Origin of the sequence: Pseudomonas rossensis, assembly GCF_039888995.1 — a bacterium.
In the GTDB taxonomy this organism is placed as follows: Bacteria; Pseudomonadota; Gammaproteobacteria; order Pseudomonadales; family Pseudomonadaceae; genus Aquipseudomonas; species Aquipseudomonas rossensis.
In genome coordinates this window covers 31701-55763 of record NZ_JBBWCB010000025.1, presented here as the reverse complement: position 1 = coordinate 55763, position 24063 = coordinate 31701, and the positions used below count along the sequence as shown (strand labels likewise).

The following is a 24063-nucleotide window of genomic DNA, read 5'->3' as shown; positions in this document are numbered from 1 at the left end:
GTTGTCTTCACCGTTGGTGCTCAGCGGACGTCCCAGCACCAGATAGGACAAGGCCTCTTCCTGACTCATGACCGGCTCGGAGAAGATCTGTGTGGTCGGCTGCTCGGCGCTGCCGCTCAGGCGAATGCCGGCGATCACGTCGTCGGTCTGGCGAATCGCTTCGATGTCCAGATACGGCTGGTCGATCGGGCCGGCAAACAGCAAACGCGCCCGGCGCACCGTCAATCGCTGACCGTAGGCGCGATAACGCCCATCGTTGAGCCAGAGCTCGCCGCGGGTGTCCATGTTGTCGCCGATGTGCACATGACCTTGCAGGTTGGCGGTCAGGCCAAACCCGGCAAAGCTGAGTTTGTCCTGACCGACCACCACATCGATGTCCATCGCCATGGCCATCGGGGGTTTGCCCTCTTCGGTCTGCTGACCGACGATCACCGTGTCATCGGACACCTTGACCGTCGAGGGCGGCAACTCGCGCACGGTGATCTCGCCTTTTGGCACCAGCACCTTGCCGGCGATCGCCAGTTTGTCGTCCTTCATCGAAATCTTCAGGTCCGGCGCCATTTCCAGCTTGGCGTACGGCTCGACGGTAACTGGCAATTGCGTGCCTTTGAGCGCCAGGTCCACCACCAGCGCCTGACCCCAGGCGATGTTGCCGCTCAAGGTGCCCTGCCCGGTCTTGCCACTTTTCCAGCCGCCGTTCAACTGCACGGTTTCGCCGGCAATTACGGCTTGAAGTTGCAGCGCTTCAAGGTCCATCGGCAGTTCAGGCCCGGAAATCTCGCCATCGCTGAGCAGCAGATTGCCGTTGACCTGCGGCGCCAGCAGCGTACCTGCGAGCGTGCCACTGCCATTCAAGCGTCCGGTCAGTTTCTCGACCATCGGCACAAACGGCCGCGCTACCGACAGGTCCAGCCCATTCAAACGGAACGAGCCGGTCAGTGGTTTGTCCTTCGGCAACGGATTGATCTGCGCCTGGAGCATAAGCTCACCGAGCTTGCCGCCGACGAAATTGAGGTCAGTGTCGATGCGCTTGGGCGTGAGTTTGCTGTTCAGTTTCAGGGTCTGGTACGGGAAGTCCAGCCACTGGTCCTTTTCCTTTATGCGCAACGTGCCGCCGCTGGCATCGACGCTGATCTGGCCGTTCGGGCCACTGGCCGGCAGATCCAGTTGCAGGTCGGCGTTGAGTCGTCCCTTCCAGGCGAAATCCTTGGGCAACCACTGCGCCAGGCTGTCGATCGGGAATTGCTTGAGGTGATAACGCAGCTTCGGCTCAGGCATCAGGCGCTGATCCTCACCGCACAGGCTGGCCGGGCCGGACGTCCAGCAGTGAGCGCCAAAATTGATCTTGCCGTCCGCCAGCCGCTCCAGCTTCGCCGGACCTTGCAGCTTCCAGTCTTGACCGCCGGCCTGGATGTCGCCGCTGGCCAGGCGCCCACGCCAATTGCCTTTGTCCAGATTGCCGTCGAGGCCGAGCGCGAGCTTCAGCTTCGGTCCTTGCAGGTCGAGGGCGAGTTTCTGGTTTTTGATATCGCCCTGGCCGCTGGCAGTCAGCGTGCCCAGCGACGTTTCACCGGCCTGAATGCCGCTGCCTTTGAGGTCAATTTTTGCCCGTTGCGCGCTGTCGAGGGTGGCGTCCAGATTCAGGCTTTGCAGGCGATTGTCTTCGAAGGCCAGTTGCGTACCTTGCAGCCCGAGCTTGCCTTGCGGGACCTTGAGTGTCCCGGCGACATCGACGCGACCATTGAGCTGACCGCGCAGTTGCGGCCACAGCTGAGCCAGGCGCGGCAGCTTGATATCGATCTGACCGGCGAGCTTCTGTTGCAGGCTGCCCTTGCCGTTGATGCTGTTGTCGCCGAGGCGAATTTGCAACGCGCTGAGATTCCATTGCTCGCCACCGCCATCGGCTTTGGCCTGGATCACTGCCGGTTGGCCGCGCAGTTTGCCTTTCAAGTCGAGATCAGCGGTCAGGCTGAGTTTTTCATTCTTCATCTCGCCTTTGCTGCGCAGCGGTCCGGCCAGGGTGCCCGGCAACTCAGCGACCCAATACGCCGGGTTGATCGCCGACAGGTCCAGCGCGGTGTCCCAGGCAATGCCGTCGGCGAACTGCAGGTTCAGGTGCCCTTCGGCCTTGCCCTGCCCGGCTTCAAGTTGAATTTGTTGCAGGTAGATTTTCGTCAGGTCACCGCTGAACGGGCTGGTCAGGCTGAACGCCCCGGCCGGGCCGTCGAGTGCGGCTTTGAAGTTGCCGAGGTATTTACCGTCGGTGTAGGAGACTTCACCGTTGAAGCTGCGCAACGCCACTTCTGGCTCGTCGATCAGCGGATAGAGGCTGTGCCACGGGAAATCCAGCCAGTCGATTGTGACATCGGCGCTCAGGCCTTTGCTCCAGTCGAGGTTGCCGGTGAGTTTCAGACTTTGCTTGTCGTTGGCCGTCAGATCCAGTCCGGCAATCTGCGCGCCATTGGCGTCGACCTTGCCTTGCAGCAACAACGCGACGGGGCCTTTTTCGCCAGGCAACGTGGCTTTGCCAAGCAACTGGTAACCGTTTTTCAGGTCGCCGTCGCCGGTGAGTTCCAGTTGGTTGAGTTGCAGGGTGTCCGGCAGATCGGCGCCGGGCTTGAAGCCGTCAGCGGTGATCCGCACCTTGGCCGGCAGGTTTTCCACCAGCGGTTGCAGTTCACCGGTCAATTGCCCGTTCAAGTAACCGCTGCTGTCGGCTTTCAGGTTCAGGGTTTTCAGCAGGTCGCCGTCGATCTTCAGGGCCAACGCCCAAGGCTCGGGGGCCCGCAACGTCAGGTTGCCTTCAGCCTTGAGCGGCCAGTTGCCGCGGGGTTGCAGCAGGCCGGTAAGATTCAGGCTGAGCTCATCACGCTGCAACTTCACCGAGTCGATCTGCAACCCTTGCGCCGTCCAGTGCGCGGCCAGTTGCAACCCCTTGAGTGCTTCGCTGCCGTTGAACAGCAGGCTGCCGACCTGGACATCGCCCAGTTCGATGGCCAATGGCAAGTCCAGGTCCGGAAGCTCGATCGAACCGCTGCTGTCTTCATCCGTGCCCGGTGGAAACTGCAGGCTGACTTGATCGGCCTTCAGTTGCTCGATGCACAGTGCCATGCGCGTCAGGCACAGTGGCGACCAGGCGAAAATGACCTTGTTCAACTCGACTCGACTGGCGTCTTGCTGCCACAACACCCGGTCGGCGCTCCACTGCCCGGCCAAGCGGCCCTGGAAGTTTTCGAGGGTCAACCCCGGGACGAAACCCAGTGCCCAGCGACTGCCCGTTGCCGTGCCCAGCACTGTGGCCACGGTCAGGACGACCAGCATCAGCAGCGCCAGAATCGCCAGCAGCGTTATTTTCAAACCACGATTCACAGCTCAGGCCCCATGGAAAAGTGCAGTCGAATGCCGCCGTCGTCGTCCATCGCATGGGCCAGGTCGAGGCGTATCGGTCCTACCGGAGAAACCCAGCGCACACCGATGCCGACGCCGGTCTCGAGGTCCGGCAGTTCGAGGGTATTGAAGGAGTTGCCTTGGTCGATGAAGGTCGCGACCCGCCATTTTTCGGCGATGGAGTACTGATACTCGACGCTGCCGGCGATCATGTAGCGGCCACCGATGCGGTCGCCTTCGGAGTTTTCCGGGGACAGGCTCTGATAGTCGTAACCGCGCACGCTCTGATCGCCACCGGCGAAGAAGCGCAACGACGGCGGTACCGATTTGTAGCCGTTGGTGGCGCTGCCGCCGACCTGCACCCGACCGAGGAAGCGGTGTTTGTCGAAGACCGTGGTCAAGCCTTTCACCAACGCGGTGCCGTAAAGCAGGTTGGTGTCGGAGCCCAAACCTTCCTTGGCCACTTTGGTCTCGAATTCCAGGCGATAACCGTTGTGCGGGTCGATGCGGTTATCACTTTTAAGATAGGAATAGCTGACGCCAGGCATCAGCAACGTGCTGAGCCCCGAGTCGTCGCCGAGCCTGTATTCCTCGCGCTGCCATTTAAGCGACACCACCCGCTGCCAACCGCTGGGCAGCTTGCTGTGCCACTCGGGGCCGATGGTCAGCAGTTTGCTGAGGGAGTCCTTGTCGGCGATTTCTTCATTCTGATAGCCACCGGCGAACCGCAATTTGTCGGTCAGCGGCGGGTCCAGGGGAATGTCGTAGAACACACCGACGTTCTGCCGGGGCGCCGAAACTTCGGTCTCCCAGCCATAGCTGTGCCCCTGAGGGTTGACCCAGTGCCGGGTCCAGTTGGCCTTGACCCGTGGGCCGACGTCGGTGGAATAACCCAGCCCCAGACCCATGGTCCGTGGTTTGCGCGTTTCGAGTTTGACGTCCACCGGGATCACGTCGTTCTTGGACGCCGTCGGCGCCGCATCCACCCGCACGCTTTCGAAATAGCCGCTCGATTGCATGGCTTGATTGAGCTCCGCGATCAGTTCGGAGTCATAAGGCGCGCCCGCCTTGAATGGCACCATGCGCCGCAGCAGGTCTTCGTCGAACGGCGTGTCGCCTTCGAAACTGACTTTGCCCAGGGAGTAACGCGGGCCGCTGTTATAGATGAGTTCGATGTCGGCGACGCCGGCCCGCGGGTCGACCGACAATTTCTGGCTGCTGAAGTAACCGCTGAAAAAACCGTAGCGCGAGGCCTGGTTCTGAATCAGGCGCTTGGCGTCTTCGTAATGGCCGTGGTTGAGCACTGCGCCGGTTTTCAGTGCAGCGCTTTTGGGTACACGAAAGGATTTGAGGGCGGCGGCCGGGCCGTCGATGCGAATAGTGACGTTGCGCAAATGCACCGGCTCGCCGGGATCGATATTCAGCACCAGACGCGGCGTCTTGCCGCCCTTCACCTCCGTGTCGATCTGCGGCTGGTAATAACCCAAGGCCTGGGCGGCCTTGCGTGCCTGTTCTTCGGCGCCACGACTGAAGCGCAGCAAGGCTTCTTCGTCTCGATCGCCGAGGCTGCCGATATAGCCCTCTATATTGGCCTTCAGTTCATCGTTGGACGGATTGATCCGCACATCCAATTCACTTTGCGCCAGCGCCGCGCAGCTGGTAATCAGCATCAGCACGCCGCTGGTAATTCTTCCTGGAAAATTCATAGGCGCGGATGCTATCACGAGCTTGGGAGCGTGATAGAGCCTGGCGTGCGGTGAAAGTTCTACCTTTATGCCGTTGCTGTTTGTAACACCTGCGGATTGGCGTGGAAAAATACGTGCTCGCGAATCGGTCCTACGGCGACCTCACCAATTTCCTCATAGCCCTGACGCTTATAGAACTCCAGATAACGAGGATTCCCGGTATCGAGGATCACGCCCTCGGAGTGTTCATCCACCGCGCACCAGTTGTGCACCGCTTGCAGCAATTGTTCGCCAAAGTGTTGGCCCTGGAATTGCGGATGAACCCCCAGCAACGGCAGCAGGTGCACCGAATCGGACGGCACGCAAGCCATCACGGCATCGTGATACTCGAGATAGCGTCGGGTGCAGCGAAAACCGGTGCTGAGCACCATGCGCAGACGCCAGGCCCAACTTTCAGTGATGCCCAGGCGACGTTGCGGCGGCGCGATCAGCGCGATGCCGATCAACCGGTCGTTGACCAGCAGGCCGATGGCCGGCAAGTCCTGAAGAAAGTGTTGTTTGACCAGCTCGCGAACGGTGGCGCGGACCCGCTGTTCATAACCGGGACGCTCCGCTTCGAACAGGTAACCGAACGTCGGCTCATGCCGGTAAGCCTGGTACAACAGCGAACGTGCTTCGCGGGAATAGCCGTTGTCGAGCATGTGAATATCGGCGATGACGGTCGAGGTTTCGGGCATAACGGTAGATCTCCCCGGGCGCAGCTCAAAATGGCGGCGCTCTTATTGGTACGAGCCTTTGGGTGGTAATACAGTTCCCCCACAGGTATAGACCAAGGCTGGATCTTCATCGACTGGACTGGCCCCCTTCCTACATGTCAGCTAGCATCGCCCTTTTGCCAGGACTGCCGACCATGAAGATCGTCTCCTTCAACATCAACGGGCTGCGCGCTCGCCCCCATCAGCTGTCGGCGCTGATCGAAAAGCATCAGCCAGATGTGATCGGACTGCAGGAAACCAAGGTTCACGACGACCAATTCCCGCTGGCCGAGGTTCAGGCGCTGGGCTATCACGTGTATTTCCACGGTCAAAAAGGTCACTACGGCGTCGCCCTGCTCTCGCGTCAGGAACCTGTCGCGTTGCACAAAGGTTTCTCCAGCGATGAAGAAGACGCTCAGCGCCGCTTCATCTGGGGCACGTTCACCGACGCCAATGGCGTGCCGGTGACCATCATGAACGGCTATTTCCCACAGGGCGAAAGCCGCGATCACCCGACCAAGTTCCCGGCCAAGGAACGCTTTTACAGCGATCTGCAGCAACTGCTGGAAAGCCAGTTCAGCAACGATCAGCCGGTGGTGGTGATGGGCGACGTGAACATCTCCCCGGAAGACTGCGACATCGGTATAGGCCCGGACAACATGAAACGCTGGCTGAAAACCGGCAAATGCAGCTTCCTGCCGGAAGAACGCGAGTGGATGGCCCGTTTGAAGAACTGGGGCCTGGTGGACAGCTTCCGTCACTTGAACCCGGAGGTGGCCGACCGTTTCAGCTGGTTCGACTACCGTAGCCGCGGTTTTGAGGATGAGCCCAAGCGTGGGCTGCGGATTGACTTGATCATGGCGTCCCACGGGTTGTTGCCACGCGTGAAGGATGCGGGTGTGGATTACGAATTGCGCGGGATGGAAAAGCCGTCGGATCACGCGCCGATCTGGCTTGAACTGAGCTAAAAGCAAAAGATCGCAGCGTTGCGCAGCTCCTACAATGGGTCGGCGTACCCCCTGTAGGAGCTGCGGAACGCTGCGATCTTTTGATCTGTCATCTTTCAGAAACCTTACTGACTTATTCTCCCGGCACTTCCTTTGGCTTATAAGGTGCCGGCATGACGCTGCGCGTGTTGTTCCTGTTGATGCTGTGCGCCTGCCTGCCGCTGACGGCGTCGGCTGGCGCTTTGCCGACGCCCGAGGCTGGCCCGGTGCTGCGCATCCAGGGTTCCAACACCATTGGCGCGGCATTGGGCCCGGCGCTGGTTGAAGGGTTGATGAGCGAACAGGGCCTGCTCAAGGTTCACAGCGAGGCTCCGGACAAAGCCAACGAACTGCGCGTCATCGGCGAAACCGTTCAGGGCCGCCGGGTCGCGGTGGACATCGCGGCCCACGGTTCCAGCACCGGTTTCACCGCCCTGAAAACCGCCACCGCCGACCTCGCCGCCTCCTCGCGCCCGATCAAGGACAGCGAACGGGCAGACCTTGCACGCTTGGGCGACTTTAAAAGCGCCGGCGCCGAGCAAGTCATCGCCATCGATGGCCTGGCGATCATTCTTCATCCGCAAAATCCGTTGAGTGAACTGAACACCGAACAACTGGCGCGAATCTTCAGCGGCGAGGCAAAAACCTGGGAAGAACTCGGCGGCAGCGGTGGGACGATTCATCTCTATGCGCGGGATGACCAATCGGGCACCTACGACACGTTCAAGGAACTGATCCTCAGCCGTCGTGGGAAAACGCTGAGCAACGCTGCGAAACGTTTCGAATCCAGCGAACAATTGTCCGATGCGGTCAGCCTCGACCCGCAAGGTATTGGCTTCATCGGCTTGCCTTACGTGCGTCAAGCCAAAGCCGTGGCGATTGCCGATGGCCAATCCCAAGCCATGTTGCCGCTCAATAGCTTGATTGCTACGGAAGACTATCCGTTGTCGCGCCGGCTGTTCTTTTACCTGCCGCCCAACGGGAAAAATCCTTGGGCCGAAGCACTGGTGGCGTTCGCCCAAAGCAGTAAGGGTCAGGCGATTGTCGCAGCCAATGGCTTTATCGCCCAGACCATCCAGGCCATGACCGTCACACCGAACGCGCTGATGCCCGAGGGTTATCAGGCGCTCAGCCGTCACGCCCAACGACTGACGGTGAATTTCCGTTTCGAAGAAGGCAGTGCGACGCTGGACAACAAGGCCCGGCAGGACCTGTGGCGGGTACTCGACTATATAAAGCAGCACGAGAAAACCAATCGCCAGGTGGCGCTGGTGGGGTTTGGCGACGCCAAAAGTGATCCGGCGCGGGCCGATCTGCTGTCGAAACTGCGCGCCATGGCGGTGCGGCGGGAACTGGTGAAAAGCGGCGTGGTAGTTCGCGAGATTCGTGGTTTTGGCGCCGAGATGCCAGTGGCGGCCAATAGCGCGGATGAGGGGCGAATCAAGAATCGGCGTGTTGAGGTGTGGGTGTACTGACGCCGTGTGTAGCAGCTGTCGAGCTTGCGAGGCTGCGTTCGGCTGCGCAGCAGTCGTAAAACCTGTATGTGCTGTCTCCCTGAAACACCGCATCGTCTGATTTCACGACGGCTTCGCCGCCGAACGCAGCCTCGCAAGCTCGACAGCTGCTACACGGCGGAGATCAGCCGAGCAGTTTCTGCAACTGCGCCGTGGTTTCCACCGCGCCCATGGTCTTGGCGGCATCCAGCGCAGAGACGCCATTGGCGTCCTTGGCTTTCGGGTCGGCGCCCTTGCTGATCAGGTAGTCGACGATCTCCACGCGATTGAACATCGCCGCCATCATCAGCGCAGTGCGACCGTCGAAGGACGAACCCTCCACTTGCGCGCCGCCTTCAACCAGTGCCTTGACCACCGCCAGATCACCCTTGAACGCCGCGCCGGCAATCGGGCTCTGGCCGTTGTCGTTGCGGATTTCCGGGTCGGCCTTGTGTTCGAGCAGGACTTTTACCGTCTCCACATGGCCGTGGTACGCAGCCAGCATCAGCAACGTGTCGCCCTTGTGGTTACGCAGGTTCGGCGGCAGGCCCTTGGTCAATAGCGCTGCCATCATGGCCGCATCGCCCTCGCGCGCTTTGTTGAATACCTGTTCGGCAAATTCAGCGGCTTCTTCGGGGGTCATCTGGCGGCTTTGGTCTGACATTGGGCACTCCACGTTCTGTTATTTGCAAAGCCGACAGTTTCCCGAGCAGCCCCGAGGCTGTCACTTCTTTTTTCTCATGGAAGGCCATAGCCACATTCAATAGCGCTGCATTCAATAACGAAAAGCGCCGCCGTGAATATCCGCCAGCAACTGCGGAGTGACCTGCACGTAAGTCTGGGTCCCCGGCAGCCAGGCGTAGATCGGATCATCGCCGGTTTTGCCGGGGTCGAAGGCTTCGTCCCTGAGGCGGGTCTTCTGGTATTTGAACGTGCCGGTGGTCTCCATTTTCACCTTCACTCGCAAGAACAAAGGCACCGCATAGGCCGGCATTTGCTCACGGGCGAAGGCCAGCAGCTCACTGAAATCCAGGGTCGCCAGGGATTCGGCTGGCGTAATCGCCGCCATCCCGGCACGCCCGTTGGTGTTGCGGATTTCCACGCCGTAGGCCACGGCTTCGGAAATATTCGGGTGTTGCAGAAGGATGTTCTCGACCTCGGTGGTCGAGACGTTTTCGCCCTTCCAGCGGTAGGTATCACCCAACCGGTCAACAAACTGCGCGTGACCAAAACCGATGTTGCGCAGCAGGTCACCGGTATTGAAGTAACGGTCGCCCTTCTCGAACACGTCGTGCAGCACAACCTTTTCGGTCTTCTGCGGATCGGTGTAGCCGTCGAGCGGTGCCTTGTCGTCGATCTTCGCCAGCAACAGCCCCTGCTCGCCCTTGGCGACTTTGCGCATGAAGCCCTTGGCATCCCGAATCGGCGCACCGCTGTCGTGGTCGTACGCCGCCAACTCCCATGACATCAGGGAAAAACCGACGGTGTTATCAAAATTGAGGATGTTGGTGAAGCCGATGTTGCCGTCGCTGGCGGCGTAGAGCTCGCAGATGTGATTCACCGCAAAACGTGTCTTGAACTCGCCCCACGCGCCGGGGCGCAGACCATTGCCGATCATCTTCGTCACGCGGTGCTTGCTGTCGTCGGCGCTGGGCGGTTGATCCACGAGGTAGCGGCACAATTCGCCGACGTAACCGAGGGTAGTCGCGCGGTACTTGCGCACATCGTTCCAGAATTGACTGGCGCTGAACTTGCGGCGAATGGCAAAGCCCGAGGCGCCACTGATCGCCGAGCCCCAGCACACGCACAGCCCGGTAGCGTGATAGAGCGGCAAGGTGCAATAGACGACATCCTCCGGGCGCATATCCAGTGCGATCATCCCGAAGCTCGCGGAGCTGCGCATCCAGCGACCGTGCTTGAATACCCCGGCCTTGGGCAAGCCGGTGGTGCCCGAGGTGTAGATATACAAACAAGGGTCGTCGAAAAAAACCTGCTGACTGCTGGCGGGGTTGGCGCTGGAGCTGTCGGCACTGGCGGTCATCAGGTTGATGAACCCGTCGGGCGCAATGCCCGGATGGCTGAAGGTGTCTCGATCAGCGACGAACCAGGTGCGCGCCGCCTCGATCGACACCCGTTCGCGCACCGCCGAAAACGCCGGTACCAGTTCTTCTCCGACAATGATCGCCGCGGGTGCCACCAGGTTCAGGCTGTGAGCCAGGGTATCGCGGGTCTGCGAAGTATTGAGCAAGGCACTGATCGCGCCGACCTTGGCCACCGCCAGAATCGTCACCAGCAGTTCCGGGCGATTCTCGATAAATACCGCCACCACATCGCCCTTGCGGATGCCTTGGGCAATCAGATGATGGGCAATGCGATTGGCCCATTGATTGACCTGAGCATACGTCAGCGCCACCTCGCCCTGCAGCAATGCCTGGCCATCGGGATTGCGCAACGTCGCTTGCTCGAAGCTCCAGCCCAGGCCGCACGGTTGGGTCGGGTCCTTGACGTTGGCGGCTTTCATACCTTTCACCACGCGAGGAATGGCTTTGGCGATGGAAGGCAGCTTGCGGAGCATCATGCCCCAGGTAATCGTGTCGTTCGGCGTGCGGCTCATGGTTGCTCCCGGTCGATCTTTTTATTGTTCGGGCGGCGTTGATTGAGGCCGAAAATACGTCAGCGGTTCCTGAGCTGTACACGCGGTTTTTGAAATGATTTGTATCCACGTCTGCGGCATTCGAAATCGTGAGCTTGCGCCGGGCAATTGGTTCCATCGAATCGATGTCGACCACGCAAAATGCAGGATGCACGATGGCCATTCATGCAGATTGCACGAAAGTGCAAAAGCACTGAAAACCCAACTTATTGATATGTAAGGATTTTTTAAAAATCAGGTGCTGGCACAATCACTGCAACTACCTCTGCATGCTTGCCATTCAAGAGCTAACGGAGCTGATAGACATGAGCCTGATCCAAGAAAAATTTTCGTCCCTGTTCTCCAACTTCGAAGTGACCACCCAGCCACGTCCGGACGGCGGCATTCTGCTGACCTTGAGCAGCACCGACGGCAAAGTCTTCAAACGCTCGATTTCGTACCAGCAATTGCATGCTGGCGATCAGCTGTCCTGGGTGATCAGTGCCATTCGCCGTGACATCGCCGAACAAGCCAGCGAACTGCCGCAGATTTCCATGCTGCAAAGCCAGCAGCGGTTTGCCCTGCCGACGTATCACTCGGTTTAAATCCTAAAACACTGTGGGAGCGAGCTTGCTCGCGATGGCGGCTGAACATTCAACACTTGTGTTGACTGACAGACCGCTATCGCGAGCAAGCTCGCTCCCACAGGTTTGTGCTATATGCCTTAAAACGTCGAAGGATCGATCCGCTCAAAGCTGTCGACAGTCACATGCCCTGTCAACTCCCCGCCCTCTCGGGCCAGCCCGCACGTCGCCATTCCCGCCGTGCGCGCCGCGTCCAGTTCCTCGACGATGTCGGACAGAAACAAGATCTGCGAAGCGTCCAGGCCAATAGTCTGGGTAATGCGCTCGTAGGACTGCGCATCACGCTTGGGCCCCGAGGTGGTGTCGAAATAGCCACTGAACAGTGGTGACAGATCCCCCGCTTCCGAGCAGCCAAAGATCAGCTTTTGCGCCTGAATCGAACCGGACGAATAAACAAACAGTTTGAAGCCGTGCTGATGCCAGCGTTTGAGCGCGTCAACGGCGTCCGGATAAATGTGGCCTTTCAACTCTCCGGCCTGATAGCCCTGCCCCCAGACCATGCCTTGCAACGCTTTCAGCGGCGTGGCTTTGCGGTCTTCGGCGATCCAGCCCAGAAGGATGTCGATCATTCGCTCGACGTCGGCGTTCGGCTCGTTGGTATCCCGGCGAACGGCACCCAGTTGCTCGGCAACATCCGCACGCTCAGCGTTCTGGCGAACAAAATCCGGCAAGTGTTTGGCCGCGTAGGGAAACAGCACGTCGAACACAAAACTCACCGCGCTGGTGGTGCCTTCGATGTCGGTGAGAATCGCTTTGATCGGCATCGCCTCAGTCCTCAAGACGCGGGAAGCGGCTGGCGATGTCTTCTCCGGTGAAATTGGCCACCCAGCCTTCAGGGTTGTTGAACAGACGGATCGCGACGAAATGCGGATGCTCGCCCATGTCGAACCAGTGCGGCGTGCCGGCCGGCACCGAGATCATGTCGTTTTTCTCGCACAGCACGGCATAGACGTAATCGTCGATGTGCAGGGTAAACAGCCCACGGCCAGCGACGAAAAATCGTACTTCGTCTTCGCCATGGCGATGTTCGTCGAGAAACTTGGCGCGCAATTCGGCTTTTTGCGGGTGATCGCTGGTCAGGCTGATGACGTCGACGGTGATGTAACCGCGTTCGGTCATCAGTTGGTCGATTTGCTCCTGATACGCGGCGATCACTTCTTCCTGACTGGCGCCGGGCTGGATTTTCGCCGTGGCTTGCCAGCGGTCGAAGCGCACACCTTGTTCGGCCAGGGTCGAGGCGATGTCTTCGAAATGCGTCAGCACCTTGTTAGGCAAATCAGGGCTTGAGACGTGGTAAACGGACAGGCTGCTCATCAGGGCAACTCCTTAACGGTTCATGCTTTATGGTTCGAGAGCGAGCGCATCTTCAACTCGCACTCGAACAAAAATTCAAAGGCCTCGATCTGCCGCAGTGCATCGCTCATGCGCGCGCCCCAAGTGTAAAGACCGTGGCCGCGGATCAGGTAGCCGACGCAATCGGGATGGGCCTGGAGCCAAGGCTGCACCTTGGCGGCGAGGCGCGCAATGTCCTGGTCGTTATCGAAAATCGGCACACGTACCCGGGATTCGTGGGTCGACACACCGCTAAAGGCTTTTTGCAGTTCATAGTCTTCGAACTCGATGAAGTCTTGCGGCGTCAGGCGCGACAGCACCGTGGCGTTCACCGAATGCGTGTGCAGCACCGCGCCGATCTCCGGGCGCCAGCTATAGAGCTGGGTGTGCAGCAGGGTTTCGGCGGACGGTTTTTTGCCCGGTTCCAGGCTATAGCCGGACAGATCGGTGGCCAGCACATCGTCGAGGCCGAGCTGGCCTTTATGCTTGCCGGACACCGTCAGCAGCGCTTCAGTCGGCGACAGGCGCGTCGAGTAGTTGCTGCTGGTGGCCGGCGACCAGCCGCGGCCATACAGAAAACGCCCGGCATCGATGATTTCCTGGGCGAGGTGCTCACGGGTGAGGCTCATGGCCTGTCCTCTTGCATACGTGTGGCAATGATACCGGCAGCCGCCAGGGCTGCGAGACTGGCAATACTAAAGGTCAATGCAGGGCCGAGGGCATTCCAGCTGTAGCCGGAATACAGCGCGCCCAGTGCGCCGCCGGTGCCGGCCAGTGCGGCGTACAACGCCTGGCCCTGCCCTTGCTGACGCGCGCCGAAGCTACGTTGCACGAACTGGATGGCAGCCGCGTGAAAGCTGCCGAATGTCGCCGCGTGCAGTACCTGGGCAAACAACAGCACCCAAAGGAATTCAGCAAACGAACCGAGCAACAACCAACGCAACGCCGCCAGCAGAAAACTCGCCAGCAACACCCGACGCACGGAGAAGCGCGCGAGGATCTTGCTCATGGCCAGAAACATCAAGACTTCGGCGACCACGCCGACCGCCCAGAGCACGCCGATCAGCCCACGGCTGTACCCGAGCCGTTCCAGATGCAAGGTCAGAAAGGTGTAATAAGGGCCGTGGCTCATCTGCATCAGCGCCACGCAACCGTAAAACGCCAATACGCCAGGATTGCGCAATTGCTTGAGAAACCCATCTCCCGCTATTCGATTGCCCTGAGCCGGTTGGGCGTTCGGCACCCACAAACTGCTGACCACGATCCCGGCCATGATCAACACCAGCGCCACCGGATAGATATCCAGACTCAACCATTCGAACAACCGGCCAAGCGCGACCACGGTGATGATAAAACCGATGGAACCCCACAGGCGGATCTGACTGTAACGGTTAGTCTGGCCCTGCAAGTGCGCCAACGTGATGACTTCGAACTGCGGCAACACCGCGTGCCAGAAAAACGCGTGCAAGGCCATGACCATCGCCAGCCAGGCGTAGGTCTTGCTGACGAAGATCAGCGAAAACGTCAGTAGCGTCCAGACCGCACCGAAGCGCACGATGGCCAGGCGTCGGCCGGTGTAATCACCGAGCCAGCCCCAGATGTTCGGCGCCACGCAGCGCATCAGCATCGGGATCGCCACCAGCTCGCCGATCCGTGCGCTGGAAAAGCCCAGGTGATCGAAGTACAGCGCCAGAAACGGCGCTGTCGAACCGAGCAAGGCGAAATAGAACAGATAGAAACTGGAGAGCCGCCAGTACGGGAGCGCCGCCACAGTCGTCAGGCCGCAGCGGCTGTGAGGTCAGCCATTAAAGCTGACCCAGCACCGGCGTGCTCACGCGCACGTCCAGGTTCTGCCCACGGTGACGCAGCAGGTGATCCATCAGCACGATGGCCATCATCGCTTCGGCGATCGGTGTGGCGCGGATGCCGACGCACGGGTCATGACGACCCTTGGTGACGACTTCCACCGGGTTGCCATGGATGTCGATGGAACGGCCCGGCGTGGTGATGCTCGAGGTTGGCTTGAGTGCCAGGTGCGCGACGATCGGCTGACCCGACGAAATGCCACCCAAAATGCCGCCCGCGTTGTTGCTGAGGAAACCTTGCGGGGTCATTTCATCGCGGTGCTCGGTGCCGCGTTGGGCAACGCTGGCGAAACCGGCGCCGATTTCCACGCCTTTGACCGCGTTGATGCTCATCAGCGCATGAGCGAGTTCGGCATCGAGACGGTCGAAGATCGGCTCGCCAAGGCCCGGCATCACGCCTTTAGCGACCACGGTGATCTTCGCACCGACCGAATCCTGATCACGGCGCAACTGGTCCATATAGGCTTCCAATTCCGGGACCTTGTCCGGATCAGGGCTGAAGAAGGCGTTCTCATCCACCGAATCCCAGGTCTTGAACGGAATTTCGATCGGGCCGAGCTGGCTCATGTAGCCACGAATGACGATGCCCTGAGTGGCCAGGTATTTTTTCGCAATCGCACCGGCGGCCACGCGCATGGCCGTTTCACGGGCCGAGCTGCGACCGCCGCCGCGGTAATCGCGCTCGCCGTACTTATGGTGATAGGTGTAGTCGGCGTGGGCCGGGCGGAACAGATCCTTGATCGCCGAGTAATCCTTGGACTTCTGGTCGGTGTTGCGGATCAACAGACCGATGGAGCAACCGGTGGTGCGTCCTTCGAACACGCCGGAGAGGATTTCGACTTCGTCGGCTTCCTGGCGCTGGGTGGTGTGGCGGCTGGTGCCGGGTTTGCGGCGGTCCAGGTCACGCTGCAGATCCTCCAGAGAGATCTCCAGGCCCGGCGGGCAGCCGTCGACAATGGCGACCAACGCCGGGCCATGGCTTTCGCCCGCGGTGGTGACAGTGAACAGCTTGCCGTAGGTATTGCCGGACATGCAGGACGCTCCGTGAATTCGAACCAAATACGTAATGCGCGCCAGTATACGCAGGCTACCCAACTAGTTCATCCTCGAACCTTATGGGTGCCTGCGAGTCCAACCGGCATCTTGTTCATGATGGCGTGATGATGCTGCGAGTTATAGCCTTGAGCCTTACCCTGTTTACCGGCTTTGTACAGGCCACTGTCCTGCAACGCCCGATCAGTCTGGAAACCGGCACCGGCGAGCTTTTCGGCTCGTTATTGCTGCCCAAGTCCGACACGCCGGTACCGGTTGTCCTGATCATTTCCGGCTCCGGTCCTACAGATCGTGACGGAAACAACCCCGACGGCGGACGCAACGACAGCCTCAAGCGTCTCGCTTGGGTACTGGCCAAACACAACATCGCCAGCGTGCGTTATGACAAACGCGGCGTGGCGGCGAGCCTTGCGGCGACCCCGGATGAACGCAATCTGTCGGTGGAAGCCTATGTGGCCGACGCCGAGGCCTGGGGCCAGAAGCTCAAAACCGACCCGCGCTTTGGCCAACTGATCCTGCTGGGCCACAGCGAAGGCGCCTTGATCGCCAGCCTCGCGGCGCCGAGCCTGGATGCCGCCGCGGTCATCTCCATGTCCGGCAGCGCCCGGCCGATCGATCAGGTGCTGCGCCAGCAATTGAGCAATCGCCTGCCGCCACCGCTGATGTTGCGCAGCAATGAACTACTCGACAGCCTCAAGGCCGGCCGCACCGACGACAACGTGCCGCCGCAGTTGCAGGTGATTTTCCGTCCGAGCGTGCAGCCGTATCTGATTTCATTGTTCCGCCAGGACCCGGCGGCGGCGTTCGCCAAGTTGAAGATGCCGGCGCTGATCATCCAGGGCAGCAACGACATCCAGGTAGGTGTCGGTGACGCCAGGCTGTTGAAGGCCGCCAAACCGGACGCCGAGCTGGCGCTGATCGAAGGCATGAACCACGTGATGCGCATCGTGCCCAACGATGTAAAACGGCAATTGGCCTCTTACAAAGATCCGCAATTGCCACTGGCGGCCGAACTCGGCACGCGAATCCTCGGGTTTATTGACGGACTTCGCCCCAGTTAAGCGGTGTCAGAGGGCGTGAAAACCAGTTGAGAACGCCCCCTGGCCCTCCAGTCCTGAAAAAAACGGCCGATAAGCCTTTGTCGCCAGCGCTATGACTGGCGGCAAGCAGAGCTTGGACAGGATCTCGCCGTTATGACTGATACCCAGACTTCACCCGACACCACTGCTGAAAAAGACGCACCACCAGTGGTCGAGCTGCCGTGGGCGGACGTCCACGCCGAGCACCACAAGATGCTCCGTCTGGCGCCATTGCAAACCGACCGCAACACCGGTGGACGGCCGCTGCGCTTTGTTGAGTTCGGTTACGCCGAACGCAACAACAAGGAACACAGCCTGATGCGCATGAGCATTTCGCTGCCCGGCCAGCGCGTGCGCAAGGAACAGAATCATCTGGACGTGTGGGTCGATCACGCCACCAAGCGCGTGCATTTCGGGCCTGACAGCGGTTTGCAGATCGAACCGATGAACCGTGGCATCGGCCGATTCATGGCCGCTCAGGGCATTACCTGGGCGAAAAAGAGATGGCCCGGCTACACCGTCGACGGCACAGACCTGAACAACAAGGATGCGCTGAACGAAGACACTCGTCTGCGCCGCGATCACTTTTTGCGGATGCATGGTTTCGATGTGATCTACGCCGACGCCCAGCATTTGAAGGGCAGCGTCAAAGAAGTGCAGGTCGGCGACCTGTTGGGTGACTGGAGTACGGAAAAATTGCAGGTCGTGGAAATTCTTGAGGCGGCGCAGATGCTCCAGCAAGCCGAGCAAAATCTCGCCGAGCAGGAAGTCAAACTCAAGAAACACGAAGAAAAGGTCAGCAAGTACAAGCGCGAAGACGCCGGGCTGCGTTTTACCATTACCTGTCTGGTGGCGTTTGCGGTGTTTCAGGCGGGGTTGTTGATCTGGATTGCCACGCACCGGTAATCGGTGTCGAACCCAATTGTGGCGAGGGAGCTTGCTCCCGCTCGAGCGCGAAGCGGTCGCAAAACAGGCAACCGCGGGTTATCTGGAAATTATGTGGTATCAGGTTTTAGGGCTGCTTCGCAGCCCAGCGGGAGCAAGCTCCCTCGCCACAATGATCGCAGTTAAACGCGGGAAGCGAACAGCGCCTGATGATCGCGGCACTGCTCCGCCGTCAGCATGAACACGCCATGTCCTCCGCGCTCGAAATCAAGCCAGGCGAAGTCGACTTCGGGGTACAGCGCCTCAACGTGAACCTGGCTGTTGCCCACTTCGACAATCAGCAAGCCCTTCTCGGTCAGGTGATCCGCCGCTTCGGCGAGCATGCGACGCACCAGGTTCAAACCATCATCACCGCAGGCCAGGCCCAGCTCCGGTTCGTGCTGGTATTCGTCCGGCATGTCGGCGAAATCTTCCGCATCGACGTAAGGCGGGTTCGACACGATCAAGTCGAAACGCTGACCCGGTAAACCATCAAATCCGTCGCCCTGCACCGTGTACACCCGCTCGTCGACGCCATGGCGCTCGATGTTCTGGTTCGCCACTTCCAGTGCTTCGAACGACAGGTCGGCCAGCACCACTTCGGCGTTCTGGAACTCGTAGGAACAGGCGATACCGATGCAGCCGGAACCGGTGCACAGGTCGAGAATCCGCGCAGGCTCGGCGCCCAGCCACGGCTCGAAACGCTTTTCGATCAGTTCGCCAATCGGCGAACGCGGGATCAATACGCGCTCATCGACAATGAACGACATGCCGCAAAACCACGCTTCACCCAACAGGTATGCGGTAGGAATGCGCTCTTCGATACGGCGCTTGAGCATGCGTTGCAGCTTGACCAGCTCGTCTTCTTCAAGATTGCAATCAAGATAGCTGTCGGCGATTTCCCACGGCAAGTGCAAGGCACCCAACACCAGCTGACGCGCTTCGTCCCAGGCGTTGTCGGTCCCATGGCCGAAAAACAGATCCTCCCCATGGAAGCGGCTGACGGCCCAACGGATATGGTCACGCAGGGTACGAAGTCGGGAAGTGATCACGGGGGCAAACTCCAAAAAAAACGACTGGCGATTCTAACAGCCAAAACGCGTCTCGACGACGCGGGAAAACTACCGGCGCAAATGTAGGACTATTCTATTTTTTCGAATGGCTATTGAACAAAACGAGCCTATTGACAAGGCTGCGAGCCAGCAAAGACGGCGCCTACGATGGTAGCGATTCACAGAAGCGCTCAGCCAGAGGACAATGTCGCAAAAGCCCCACTCGAAGGAGCCCCAGAATGTCCGTTCCAAAAACGATGTTTCAACTCAGCGGCCGCGGTTATGCAGCTGCCGTTCTGAGCCATGCGACCCTTGTCATCATCGATGCCCAGAAAGAATACCTCAGCGGCCCGTTGGCCTTGAGCGGCATGGATGCTGCCGTCGCGAACATCAAGCAACTGGTGGCCGCTGCCCGTGCAGCAGGCCGGCCGATCGTCCATGTCCGCCACCTCGGCACCGTCGGGGGGCTGTTCGATCCACAAGGTGAGCGCGGTGAGTTCATCCCGGGCCTGGAACCACAGGGCGACGAAACCATCATCGGTAAATTGCTACCGAGTGCGTTCCACGGCACCGAACTGCTGGAACGCCTGCAAAATCTCGGTTCGCTGGACCTGATCGTATGCGGTTTCATGAGCCACTCCAGCGTCAGCACCACGGTGCGCGCCGCGAAGAACCTGGGCTTTCGTTGCACGCTGGTGGAAGACGCCTGCGCGACTCGCGACCTGCCTTACAAGGGCGGCGTATTGAGCGCAGACCACGTTCAGCAGACCGAAATGGCGATCATGGCGGACAACTTTGCCACCCTCGCGCTGACTCACGAACTGATCTGATCGACGCTCGATGAGCGGTCCATGCCGCCGCTCATCCGCAAAAGCCTATCATTTGCTGTAATTGTCTTAGCCTCAGGAACATCCCGGTCAACTCCCGGTCGAAGGGCCGATACCCATTGAGGAAGGTCGGAATGAAGTTATCCGATGGTTTTGACGCTCGCCGCTTGCGGCCCAAAGGCCAACGCAACTGGCGTTTTCGAATCGGCGCGGCATTTGCTGCCTTGCTGTCGATGTGCGGTGTGTTGCTGGCGATGGCAGGCATAGCCAGCCTGCTTGGCCACGCACCCGCCCTGGGCGAGTTGAATACCAACCGGGTCGGTTCGGCAGTGATTCTGGCGATTGGCCTGTTCGTGCTGTATCTCGGCGTGTGGCTGTGGCGTCGCTGCCGTCGCCGCTCGCGGCAGTCGCAAGAGCTGAACATCTCCCCGCATTTGATGAAAAAGCACGACTGAGCCGAGCGTTGCGCGTTTTCTCGCGCCCCATTCGCCTCGAGTTGGGTAAACTGGCCGCCCTTCGCGGAGGCTGACATGCAAGACGACGATTTTTCCCTGTTCAAAAGCGCGATCCAAGGCGTCAAGCCGATCAAACACGATCGCGCCGAAACCGGTAAACCCAAAGCTGACCGCGCGCAAATCGCCAAGTTGCGTCAGGCCGCCACTGTGCGCACCGATGCCACTACCGTTGACGGGCTGTCCGATCAGTTCGTCATCGATGTTGGCCCGGAAGACGAGCTGATGTGGGCGCGTGACGGTGTTCAGGAAAGCCAGATGCGCAAGCTCAAGATCGGACAGATCCCGTTCGAAGGCAGCCTCGACCTTCATGGCATGAACGTGGAAAAGGCTCGGGAAACCCTCTGGGCGTTTCTGGCCGAAGCGACCAAATTCGAAATCCGCTGCGTGCGCGTCACCCACGGCAAGGCTGTGCGTCTGGACGGCAAGCGACCGATGATCAAAAGCCACGTCAACACCTGGCTGCGTCAACATTCGCAGGTACTCGGCTTCACCTCGTGCCAAGCGAAACACGGCGGCGCCGGAGCGGTTTATGTGATGCTCAAACGGACCATGATGGAAGGTCGCGACGAGTAAAGCGGTCGCCTTGTAAATAGCACTCATAACACCCAATACGGGAATATCCATAGCAAGTTATAGACATAACGATTTGCAATGATATGGGAGCTCCCGTAATACTCCGCAGATGGAATTTAAAGAACGACTCAAAGCAGCCCGCCAACACGCCAAGCTCAATCAGACCGAGCTTGCCGAGCGCGCCGGCCTGACGCAAACCTCTATCTCCGACCTTGAGCGCGGGAAATCGAAGGCAACAGCCTTTGCTGCCCAGATCGCTTCAGCGTGTGGCGTTTCACCGATGTGGCTGGCTGAAGGTGTCGGCGACATGCTTAAAGGGGTGTCCGAGGCTGTTCCGTTGAATCGCATCCCTCCAAGCGTTTCAATGTCAGACATCCAGCCTTGGGACGACAGCACGCCCCTGGATGACGACGAGGTTTATGTCCCCTTCCTGCGTGAAGTTGAGCTGGCGGCCGGTTCAGGCCGTTTCGTGATCGCAGAAAACAACAGCGCCAGGCTGCGTTTCTTCAAGAAAGACCTGCGTCACAACAACGTGCAGTTCAACAACGCCAAGTGCGTCGTGGTGAGCGGAAACAGCATGCTCCCGGTACTGCGCGACGGCGCTACCGTTGGCATGAACGTCGGAAAGAACTCGCTGGGCGACATCGTCGACGGCGACATGTACGCGATCAACCACAACGGCCAGCTCCGCGTGAAACAGGTCTACCGACTGCCCAGTGGGATCCGCCTACGCAGTTTCAACCGTGACGAGCATCCGGACGAGGACTACACGTTCGCCGAGATTCAGGAGCAGCAGATTGCGATCCTGGGTCATGTCTTTTGGTGGGCGATGTATTCGCGGTGAACTGAGTTGCGGTGATTCGGGAGTGTCCAGTGCCATGACGTACAATACGGCAAATCGACGCCCATCCAAGAGAAGCCCGCCAAGCGCGGGCTTTTTTTGTACTGAAATATAGGCACGGAATAAAATACGGGAATACCCATTGACACAAAATATAGGAAAACCCATATTTGTATTCAAGCCAACGGCAAATCGATCGGAAGCTGCCAAGCATCACTTCTGCCCATTCACCGAGTTGGCAGTGGGATGCAGGCCTGCATCAAACGCAAGGCTCACCAGAGCAAAAAGCGATATCAATGGACTGAGGCAAAAACCATGACTGTAGACATCAGCAACTTCACCATCGCTACCCCGCTTCCAATCTCCGACACCAACCCGATTGCGCTTGAGCTCATCGGCTGGCGCGCACTGATCGAATGCCCCGACGTCATCTCAATGCTTGACGATGGTTCGCTGCAGATGACGGCGCCGACACTTGGAGCCTCGAGCAAGAGCACGAAACGAACTCGCTGCGAGTGGAAAGAACCAGGTTACTGGTTGTTCTCCAGCGCAGCGGACCACTGGAACCGACAGGAAATGCGACTGACGAAGGTCAACTCGCTGCAGAAAGTCGTGATCGGCCAGATTCATGTGAAAGGTTCAGAACGACCTCCGGTAAAGGTGTTCTGGAACAAAGGAAAAATTACCATGGGGTTCCGAACGAGTTACCTCCAAGACGATCCGGTTAATTCGACCGTGTTGGAGAACGTGCCGCTCGGTGCACTTTTCAAGATCAACATTCACGCCAATTCGAGCGGCGCCGTCTCTGTATCGGCTAGTTGTAACGGCGTCAAATCCACTTCCGCGATCATGCGCCTCGACAACACCTGGGACACGAAAACACTCGCCTTTCACGGCGGCGTGTACAACCAGATCGATTACTCCGACACCACCGACCCGCTAGACGGTTCTGTCTGCGTCATCAGCGATCTGTCTATCACTCACGCCTGATACGACCTGCTCGGCCTGATGAGCAATACGGGCTTCAGGAAAGCATCACTGCTGCACCTTGGCGACAGGGTGTAGCGGGATGCGCAAACCCGAAATGACCGATTTGGGGCTTCGCGCCCGCCGGCAATACAACTGCCGGCACACATACGCTACCATGTGCCCCATGTCGGGGATGAACCCTGCGTTTATTGCCACTCAGCTCGGTCATAGCGTTCAGATAGTGCTATTGACCTACGCCCGATGGATCAACGCCAGCACTGACTGGTGTGAGCTCGGGACGCTTGAAAAGAGCTTGATTGGTACACAATTGGTACAGACAGAAACAGTACCCCTCTGAAACCCGTATGGAATCAGCCTCTGTGACACTGGAACAGAATTACACCGCGATTCTCGGCCAATTGGGCGAGGACATCTCCCGCGAGGGCCTGCTCGACACGCCAAAACGTGCCGCAAAAGCCATGCAGTACCTCTGCCGCGGTTATGAACAGACACTGGAAGAGGTCACCAACGGTGCCTTGTTCAGCTCCGACAACAGCGAAATGGTGCTGGTGAAGGACATCGAGCTCTACTCGTTGTGCGAACACCACCTGCTGCCGTTTATCGGCAAGGCTCATGTCGCCTACATCCCGAGCGGCAAGGTTTTGGGCCTGTCGAAAGTCGCGCGGATCGTCGATATGTACGCCCGCCGCCTGCAAATCCAGGAAAATCTCAGCCGCCAGATCGCCGATGCGGTCCAGCAAGTCACCGGCGCTCTTGGCGTTGCGGTGGTGATCGAGGCCAAGCACATGTGCATGATGATGCGCGGTGTGGAGAAACAGAATTCGTCGATGATCACTTCGGTGATGCTGGGTGAGTTCCGCGAAAACGCGGCCACCCGCAGCGAGTTTCTCAGCCTGATCAAGTAACTCGCAGCATAAGAAAACCGGCATTCATCGCCGGTTTTTTTTCGTCTGTGAAAAATCAGGTAAGCTGCGCGCCTTCTGTTTGCCCCTGTGAGGCTTATACCGTGTTCGTTAAAGCGCTTCGTGTCGGCCTTGGCCAACTGATCATCTTCATCGACTTCATTACCCGCCCAGGCAAAAAGCAGCGCCCTGCCGCCGCTCAGGCTCAGGTCGAAACAGCCGCCAAGGACCTGACCCTGTATCAGTTCCACGCCTGCCCGTTCTGCGTGAAAACCCGCCGTACCCTGCGCCGTTTGAACGTGCCGGTGGCGTTGCGCGATGCGAAGAACAACGAACAGGATCGCCAGGCCCTGCTGGAACAGGGCGGCAAGATCAAGGTGCCGTGCCTGCGCATCGAAGAGAATGGCCAGACGACCTGGATGTACGAGTCCAAGGTGATCATCGATTATCTGGACAAGCGTTTCGCTGCTGCCTGATGGTTTTGTGCTGGGGCTGATGGCCTCATCGCGAGCAAGCTCGCTCCCACAG

The 24063-nt window shown here is 59.3% G+C and carries 23 protein-coding genes and 1 pseudogene; 13 read left to right on the top strand and 11 right to left on the bottom strand.

All coding sequences use genetic code 11. The features are described 5' to 3' along the window. The 3 genes from WLY71_RS09720 to WLY71_RS09710 all read right to left on the bottom strand — a co-directional run. The coding region (locus tag WLY71_RS09720; RefSeq protein WP_347803387.1) for a translocation/assembly module TamB domain-containing protein at window positions 1-3369 on the bottom strand (3369 nt) is incomplete at its 3' end. Beyond that, the gene (locus WLY71_RS09715) at window positions 3366-5093 is read right to left on the bottom strand and encodes an autotransporter assembly complex protein TamA (protein WP_347803386.1); all 1728 of its coding nucleotides are present in this window, start codon (window positions 5091-5093) and stop codon (window positions 3366-3368) included. The genes WLY71_RS09715 and WLY71_RS09720, both read right to left, overlap by 4 nt. Before the next feature lie 65 nt (window positions 5094-5158). Then, window positions 5159-5809, bottom strand: coding sequence for a GNAT family N-acetyltransferase (locus WLY71_RS09710; RefSeq protein ID WP_223432571.1), 651 nt, complete (start codon window positions 5807-5809; stop codon window positions 5159-5161). A gap of 173 nt (window positions 5810-5982) precedes the next feature. Between WLY71_RS09710 and xthA the strand changes: the two genes are divergently transcribed. Together xthA and WLY71_RS09700 are read left to right on the top strand one after the other, a co-directional pair. Continuing rightward, window positions 5983-6795: an exodeoxyribonuclease III gene (gene xthA / locus WLY71_RS09705; protein ID WP_347803385.1), complete on the top strand. Its 813-nt coding sequence runs from the start codon at window positions 5983-5985 to the stop codon at window positions 6793-6795. A gap of 152 nt (window positions 6796-6947) precedes the next feature. Then, window positions 6948-8288, top strand: coding sequence for a substrate-binding domain-containing protein (locus WLY71_RS09700; RefSeq protein ID WP_347803384.1), 1341 nt, complete (start codon window positions 6948-6950; stop codon window positions 8286-8288). 163 nt (window positions 8289-8451) lie between these two features. Here WLY71_RS09700 and WLY71_RS09695 read toward each other — a convergent pair whose 3' ends face one another. Together WLY71_RS09695 and WLY71_RS09690 are read right to left on the bottom strand one after the other, a co-directional pair. Then, window positions 8452-8970 carry an ankyrin repeat domain-containing protein gene (locus tag WLY71_RS09695; RefSeq protein WP_347803383.1) on the bottom strand — a complete coding sequence of 173 codons (519 nt, stop codon included), beginning with the start codon at window positions 8968-8970 and terminating at the stop codon, window positions 8452-8454. A gap of 111 nt (window positions 8971-9081) precedes the next feature. Continuing rightward, window positions 9082-10920, bottom strand: a complete 1839-nt coding sequence (locus WLY71_RS09690; RefSeq protein WP_347803382.1) for a long-chain-acyl-CoA synthetase — start codon at window positions 10918-10920, stop codon at window positions 9082-9084. 344 nt (window positions 10921-11264) lie between these two features. Here WLY71_RS09690 and WLY71_RS09685 point away from each other — a divergent pair, with 344 nt between their 5' ends. After that, complete coding sequence (locus WLY71_RS09685) at window positions 11265-11543, top strand: DUF3509 domain-containing protein (protein ID WP_347803381.1); 279 nt, start codon at window positions 11265-11267, stop codon at window positions 11541-11543. A gap of 119 nt (window positions 11544-11662) precedes the next feature. On the opposite strand, the gene mtnC is transcribed toward WLY71_RS09685, so the two are convergent. From mtnC to aroC, 5 genes are read right to left on the bottom strand one after another with little or no spacing between them, the layout of a single operon-like run. Beyond that, window positions 11663-12346: an acireductone synthase gene (gene mtnC, locus WLY71_RS09680; protein ID WP_347803380.1), complete on the bottom strand. Its 684-nt coding sequence runs from the start codon at window positions 12344-12346 to the stop codon at window positions 11663-11665. A 4-nt stretch (window positions 12347-12350) separates the two neighbouring features. Then, a complete protein-coding gene (locus WLY71_RS09675) occupies window positions 12351-12896 on the bottom strand; it encodes a 1,2-dihydroxy-3-keto-5-methylthiopentene dioxygenase (RefSeq protein ID WP_347803379.1) in 546 nt (181 codons plus the stop codon). Between the two features lie 20 nt (window positions 12897-12916). After that, window positions 12917-13543 (bottom strand): methylthioribulose 1-phosphate dehydratase, encoded by a 627-nt coding sequence (locus WLY71_RS09670; protein ID WP_347803378.1) that lies wholly within the window; start codon window positions 13541-13543, stop codon window positions 12917-12919. Continuing rightward, on the bottom strand, window positions 13540-14685 hold the full coding sequence (locus WLY71_RS09665; protein WP_347803377.1) for an MFS transporter: 1146 nt from the start codon (window positions 14683-14685) through the stop codon (window positions 13540-13542). Before WLY71_RS09665 ends, WLY71_RS09670 begins: the two co-directional genes overlap by 4 nt. 34 nt (window positions 14686-14719) lie before the next feature. Further along, entirely contained in the window at window positions 14720-15811 is a 1092-nt protein-coding gene (aroC, locus tag WLY71_RS09660; protein WP_347803376.1) for a chorismate synthase, read from the bottom strand. A gap of 83 nt (window positions 15812-15894) precedes the next feature. On the opposite strand from aroC, the gene WLY71_RS09655 reads away from it, so the two are divergent. Continuing rightward, the gene (locus WLY71_RS09655; RefSeq protein ID WP_347803375.1) at window positions 15895-16893 is read left to right on the top strand and encodes an alpha/beta hydrolase; all 999 of its coding nucleotides are present in this window, start codon (window positions 15895-15897) and stop codon (window positions 16891-16893) included. A gap of 132 nt (window positions 16894-17025) precedes the next feature. Next, on the top strand, window positions 17026-17817 hold the full coding sequence (locus WLY71_RS09650) for a hypothetical protein (RefSeq protein ID WP_347803374.1): 792 nt from the start codon (window positions 17026-17028) through the stop codon (window positions 17815-17817). A 161-nt stretch (window positions 17818-17978) separates the two neighbouring features. On the opposite strand, the gene prmB is transcribed toward WLY71_RS09650, so the two are convergent. Continuing rightward, window positions 17979-18887: a 50S ribosomal protein L3 N(5)-glutamine methyltransferase gene (prmB, locus tag WLY71_RS09645; protein ID WP_347803373.1), complete on the bottom strand. Its 909-nt coding sequence runs from the start codon at window positions 18885-18887 to the stop codon at window positions 17979-17981. A gap of 239 nt (window positions 18888-19126) precedes the next feature. Here prmB and WLY71_RS09640 point away from each other — a divergent pair, with 239 nt between their 5' ends. The 8 genes and pseudogenes from WLY71_RS09640 to WLY71_RS09605 all read left to right on the top strand — a co-directional run bounded on the left by WLY71_RS09640 (window position 19127) and on the right by WLY71_RS09605 (window position 24011). Then, window positions 19127-19717, top strand: coding sequence for a cysteine hydrolase family protein (locus WLY71_RS09640; protein WP_008146122.1), 591 nt, complete (start codon window positions 19127-19129; stop codon window positions 19715-19717). A 131-nt stretch (window positions 19718-19848) separates the two neighbouring features. Beyond that, complete coding sequence (locus tag WLY71_RS09635; RefSeq protein WP_033057147.1) at window positions 19849-20169, top strand: hypothetical protein; 321 nt, start codon at window positions 19849-19851, stop codon at window positions 20167-20169. Between the two features lie 75 nt (window positions 20170-20244). After that, on the top strand, window positions 20245-20802 hold the full coding sequence (locus WLY71_RS09630; protein ID WP_056740389.1) for a Smr/MutS family protein: 558 nt from the start codon (window positions 20245-20247) through the stop codon (window positions 20800-20802). Window positions 20803-20911: 109 nt separating this feature from the next. Then, window positions 20912-21646, top strand: coding sequence for an XRE family transcriptional regulator (locus WLY71_RS09625; RefSeq protein ID WP_347803372.1), 735 nt, complete (start codon window positions 20912-20914; stop codon window positions 21644-21646). 312 nt (window positions 21647-21958) lie between these two features. Beyond that, entirely contained in the window at window positions 21959-22633 is a 675-nt protein-coding gene (locus tag WLY71_RS09620) for a polysaccharide lyase family 7 protein (RefSeq protein WP_347803371.1), read from the top strand. A 94-nt stretch (window positions 22634-22727) separates the two neighbouring features. Next, window positions 22728-22970, top strand: a pseudogene (locus tag WLY71_RS09615) (site-specific integrase); the annotation flags it as partial. Between the two features lie 22 nt (window positions 22971-22992). Next, entirely contained in the window at window positions 22993-23538 is a 546-nt protein-coding gene (gene folE, locus WLY71_RS09610) for a GTP cyclohydrolase I FolE (protein ID WP_347803389.1), read from the top strand. Between the two features lie 101 nt (window positions 23539-23639). Then, complete coding sequence (locus WLY71_RS09605; protein ID WP_129436949.1) at window positions 23640-24011, top strand: glutathione S-transferase N-terminal domain-containing protein; 372 nt, start codon at window positions 23640-23642, stop codon at window positions 24009-24011. The last annotated feature ends 52 nt before the right edge of the window (window positions 24012-24063 follow it).

Bases quoted from the DNA above. Each gene is read 5' to 3' on its own strand.
- WLY71_RS09715 (WP_347803386.1), bottom strand. From the start codon at position 5,093: ATGAATTTTCCAGGAAGAATTACCAGCGGCGTGCTGATGCTGATTACC.
- WLY71_RS09710 (WP_223432571.1), bottom strand. From the start codon at position 5,809: ATGCCCGAAACCTCGACCGTCATCGCCGATATTCACATGCTCGACAAC.
- xthA (WP_347803385.1), top strand. From the start codon at position 5,983: ATGAAGATCGTCTCCTTCAACATCAACGGGCTGCGCGCTCGCCCCCAT.
- WLY71_RS09700 (WP_347803384.1), top strand. From the start codon at position 6,948: ATGACGCTGCGCGTGTTGTTCCTGTTGATGCTGTGCGCCTGCCTGCCG.
- WLY71_RS09695 (WP_347803383.1), bottom strand. From the start codon at position 8,970: ATGTCAGACCAAAGCCGCCAGATGACCCCCGAAGAAGCCGCTGAATTT.
- WLY71_RS09690 (WP_347803382.1), bottom strand. From the start codon at position 10,920: ATGAGCCGCACGCCGAACGACACGATTACCTGGGGCATGATGCTCCGC.
- WLY71_RS09685 (WP_347803381.1), top strand. From the start codon at position 11,265: ATGAGCCTGATCCAAGAAAAATTTTCGTCCCTGTTCTCCAACTTCGAA.
- mtnC (WP_347803380.1), bottom strand. From the start codon at position 12,346: ATGCCGATCAAAGCGATTCTCACCGACATCGAAGGCACCACCAGCGCG.
- WLY71_RS09675 (WP_347803379.1), bottom strand. From the start codon at position 12,896: ATGAGCAGCCTGTCCGTTTACCACGTCTCAAGCCCTGATTTGCCTAAC.
- WLY71_RS09670 (WP_347803378.1), bottom strand. From the start codon at position 13,543: ATGAGCCTCACCCGTGAGCACCTCGCCCAGGAAATCATCGATGCCGGG.
- aroC (WP_347803376.1), bottom strand. From the start codon at position 15,811: ATGTCCGGCAATACCTACGGCAAGCTGTTCACTGTCACCACCGCGGGC.
- WLY71_RS09655 (WP_347803375.1), top strand. From the start codon at position 15,895: ATGGGTGCCTGCGAGTCCAACCGGCATCTTGTTCATGATGGCGTGATG.
- WLY71_RS09650 (WP_347803374.1), top strand. From the start codon at position 17,026: ATGACTGATACCCAGACTTCACCCGACACCACTGCTGAAAAAGACGCA.
- WLY71_RS09640 (WP_008146122.1), top strand. From the start codon at position 19,127: ATGTCCGTTCCAAAAACGATGTTTCAACTCAGCGGCCGCGGTTATGCA.
- WLY71_RS09635 (WP_033057147.1), top strand. From the start codon at position 19,849: ATGAAGTTATCCGATGGTTTTGACGCTCGCCGCTTGCGGCCCAAAGGC.
- WLY71_RS09630 (WP_056740389.1), top strand. From the start codon at position 20,245: ATGCAAGACGACGATTTTTCCCTGTTCAAAAGCGCGATCCAAGGCGTC.
- WLY71_RS09625 (WP_347803372.1), top strand. From the start codon at position 20,912: ATGGAATTTAAAGAACGACTCAAAGCAGCCCGCCAACACGCCAAGCTC.
- WLY71_RS09620 (WP_347803371.1), top strand. From the start codon at position 21,959: ATGACTGTAGACATCAGCAACTTCACCATCGCTACCCCGCTTCCAATC.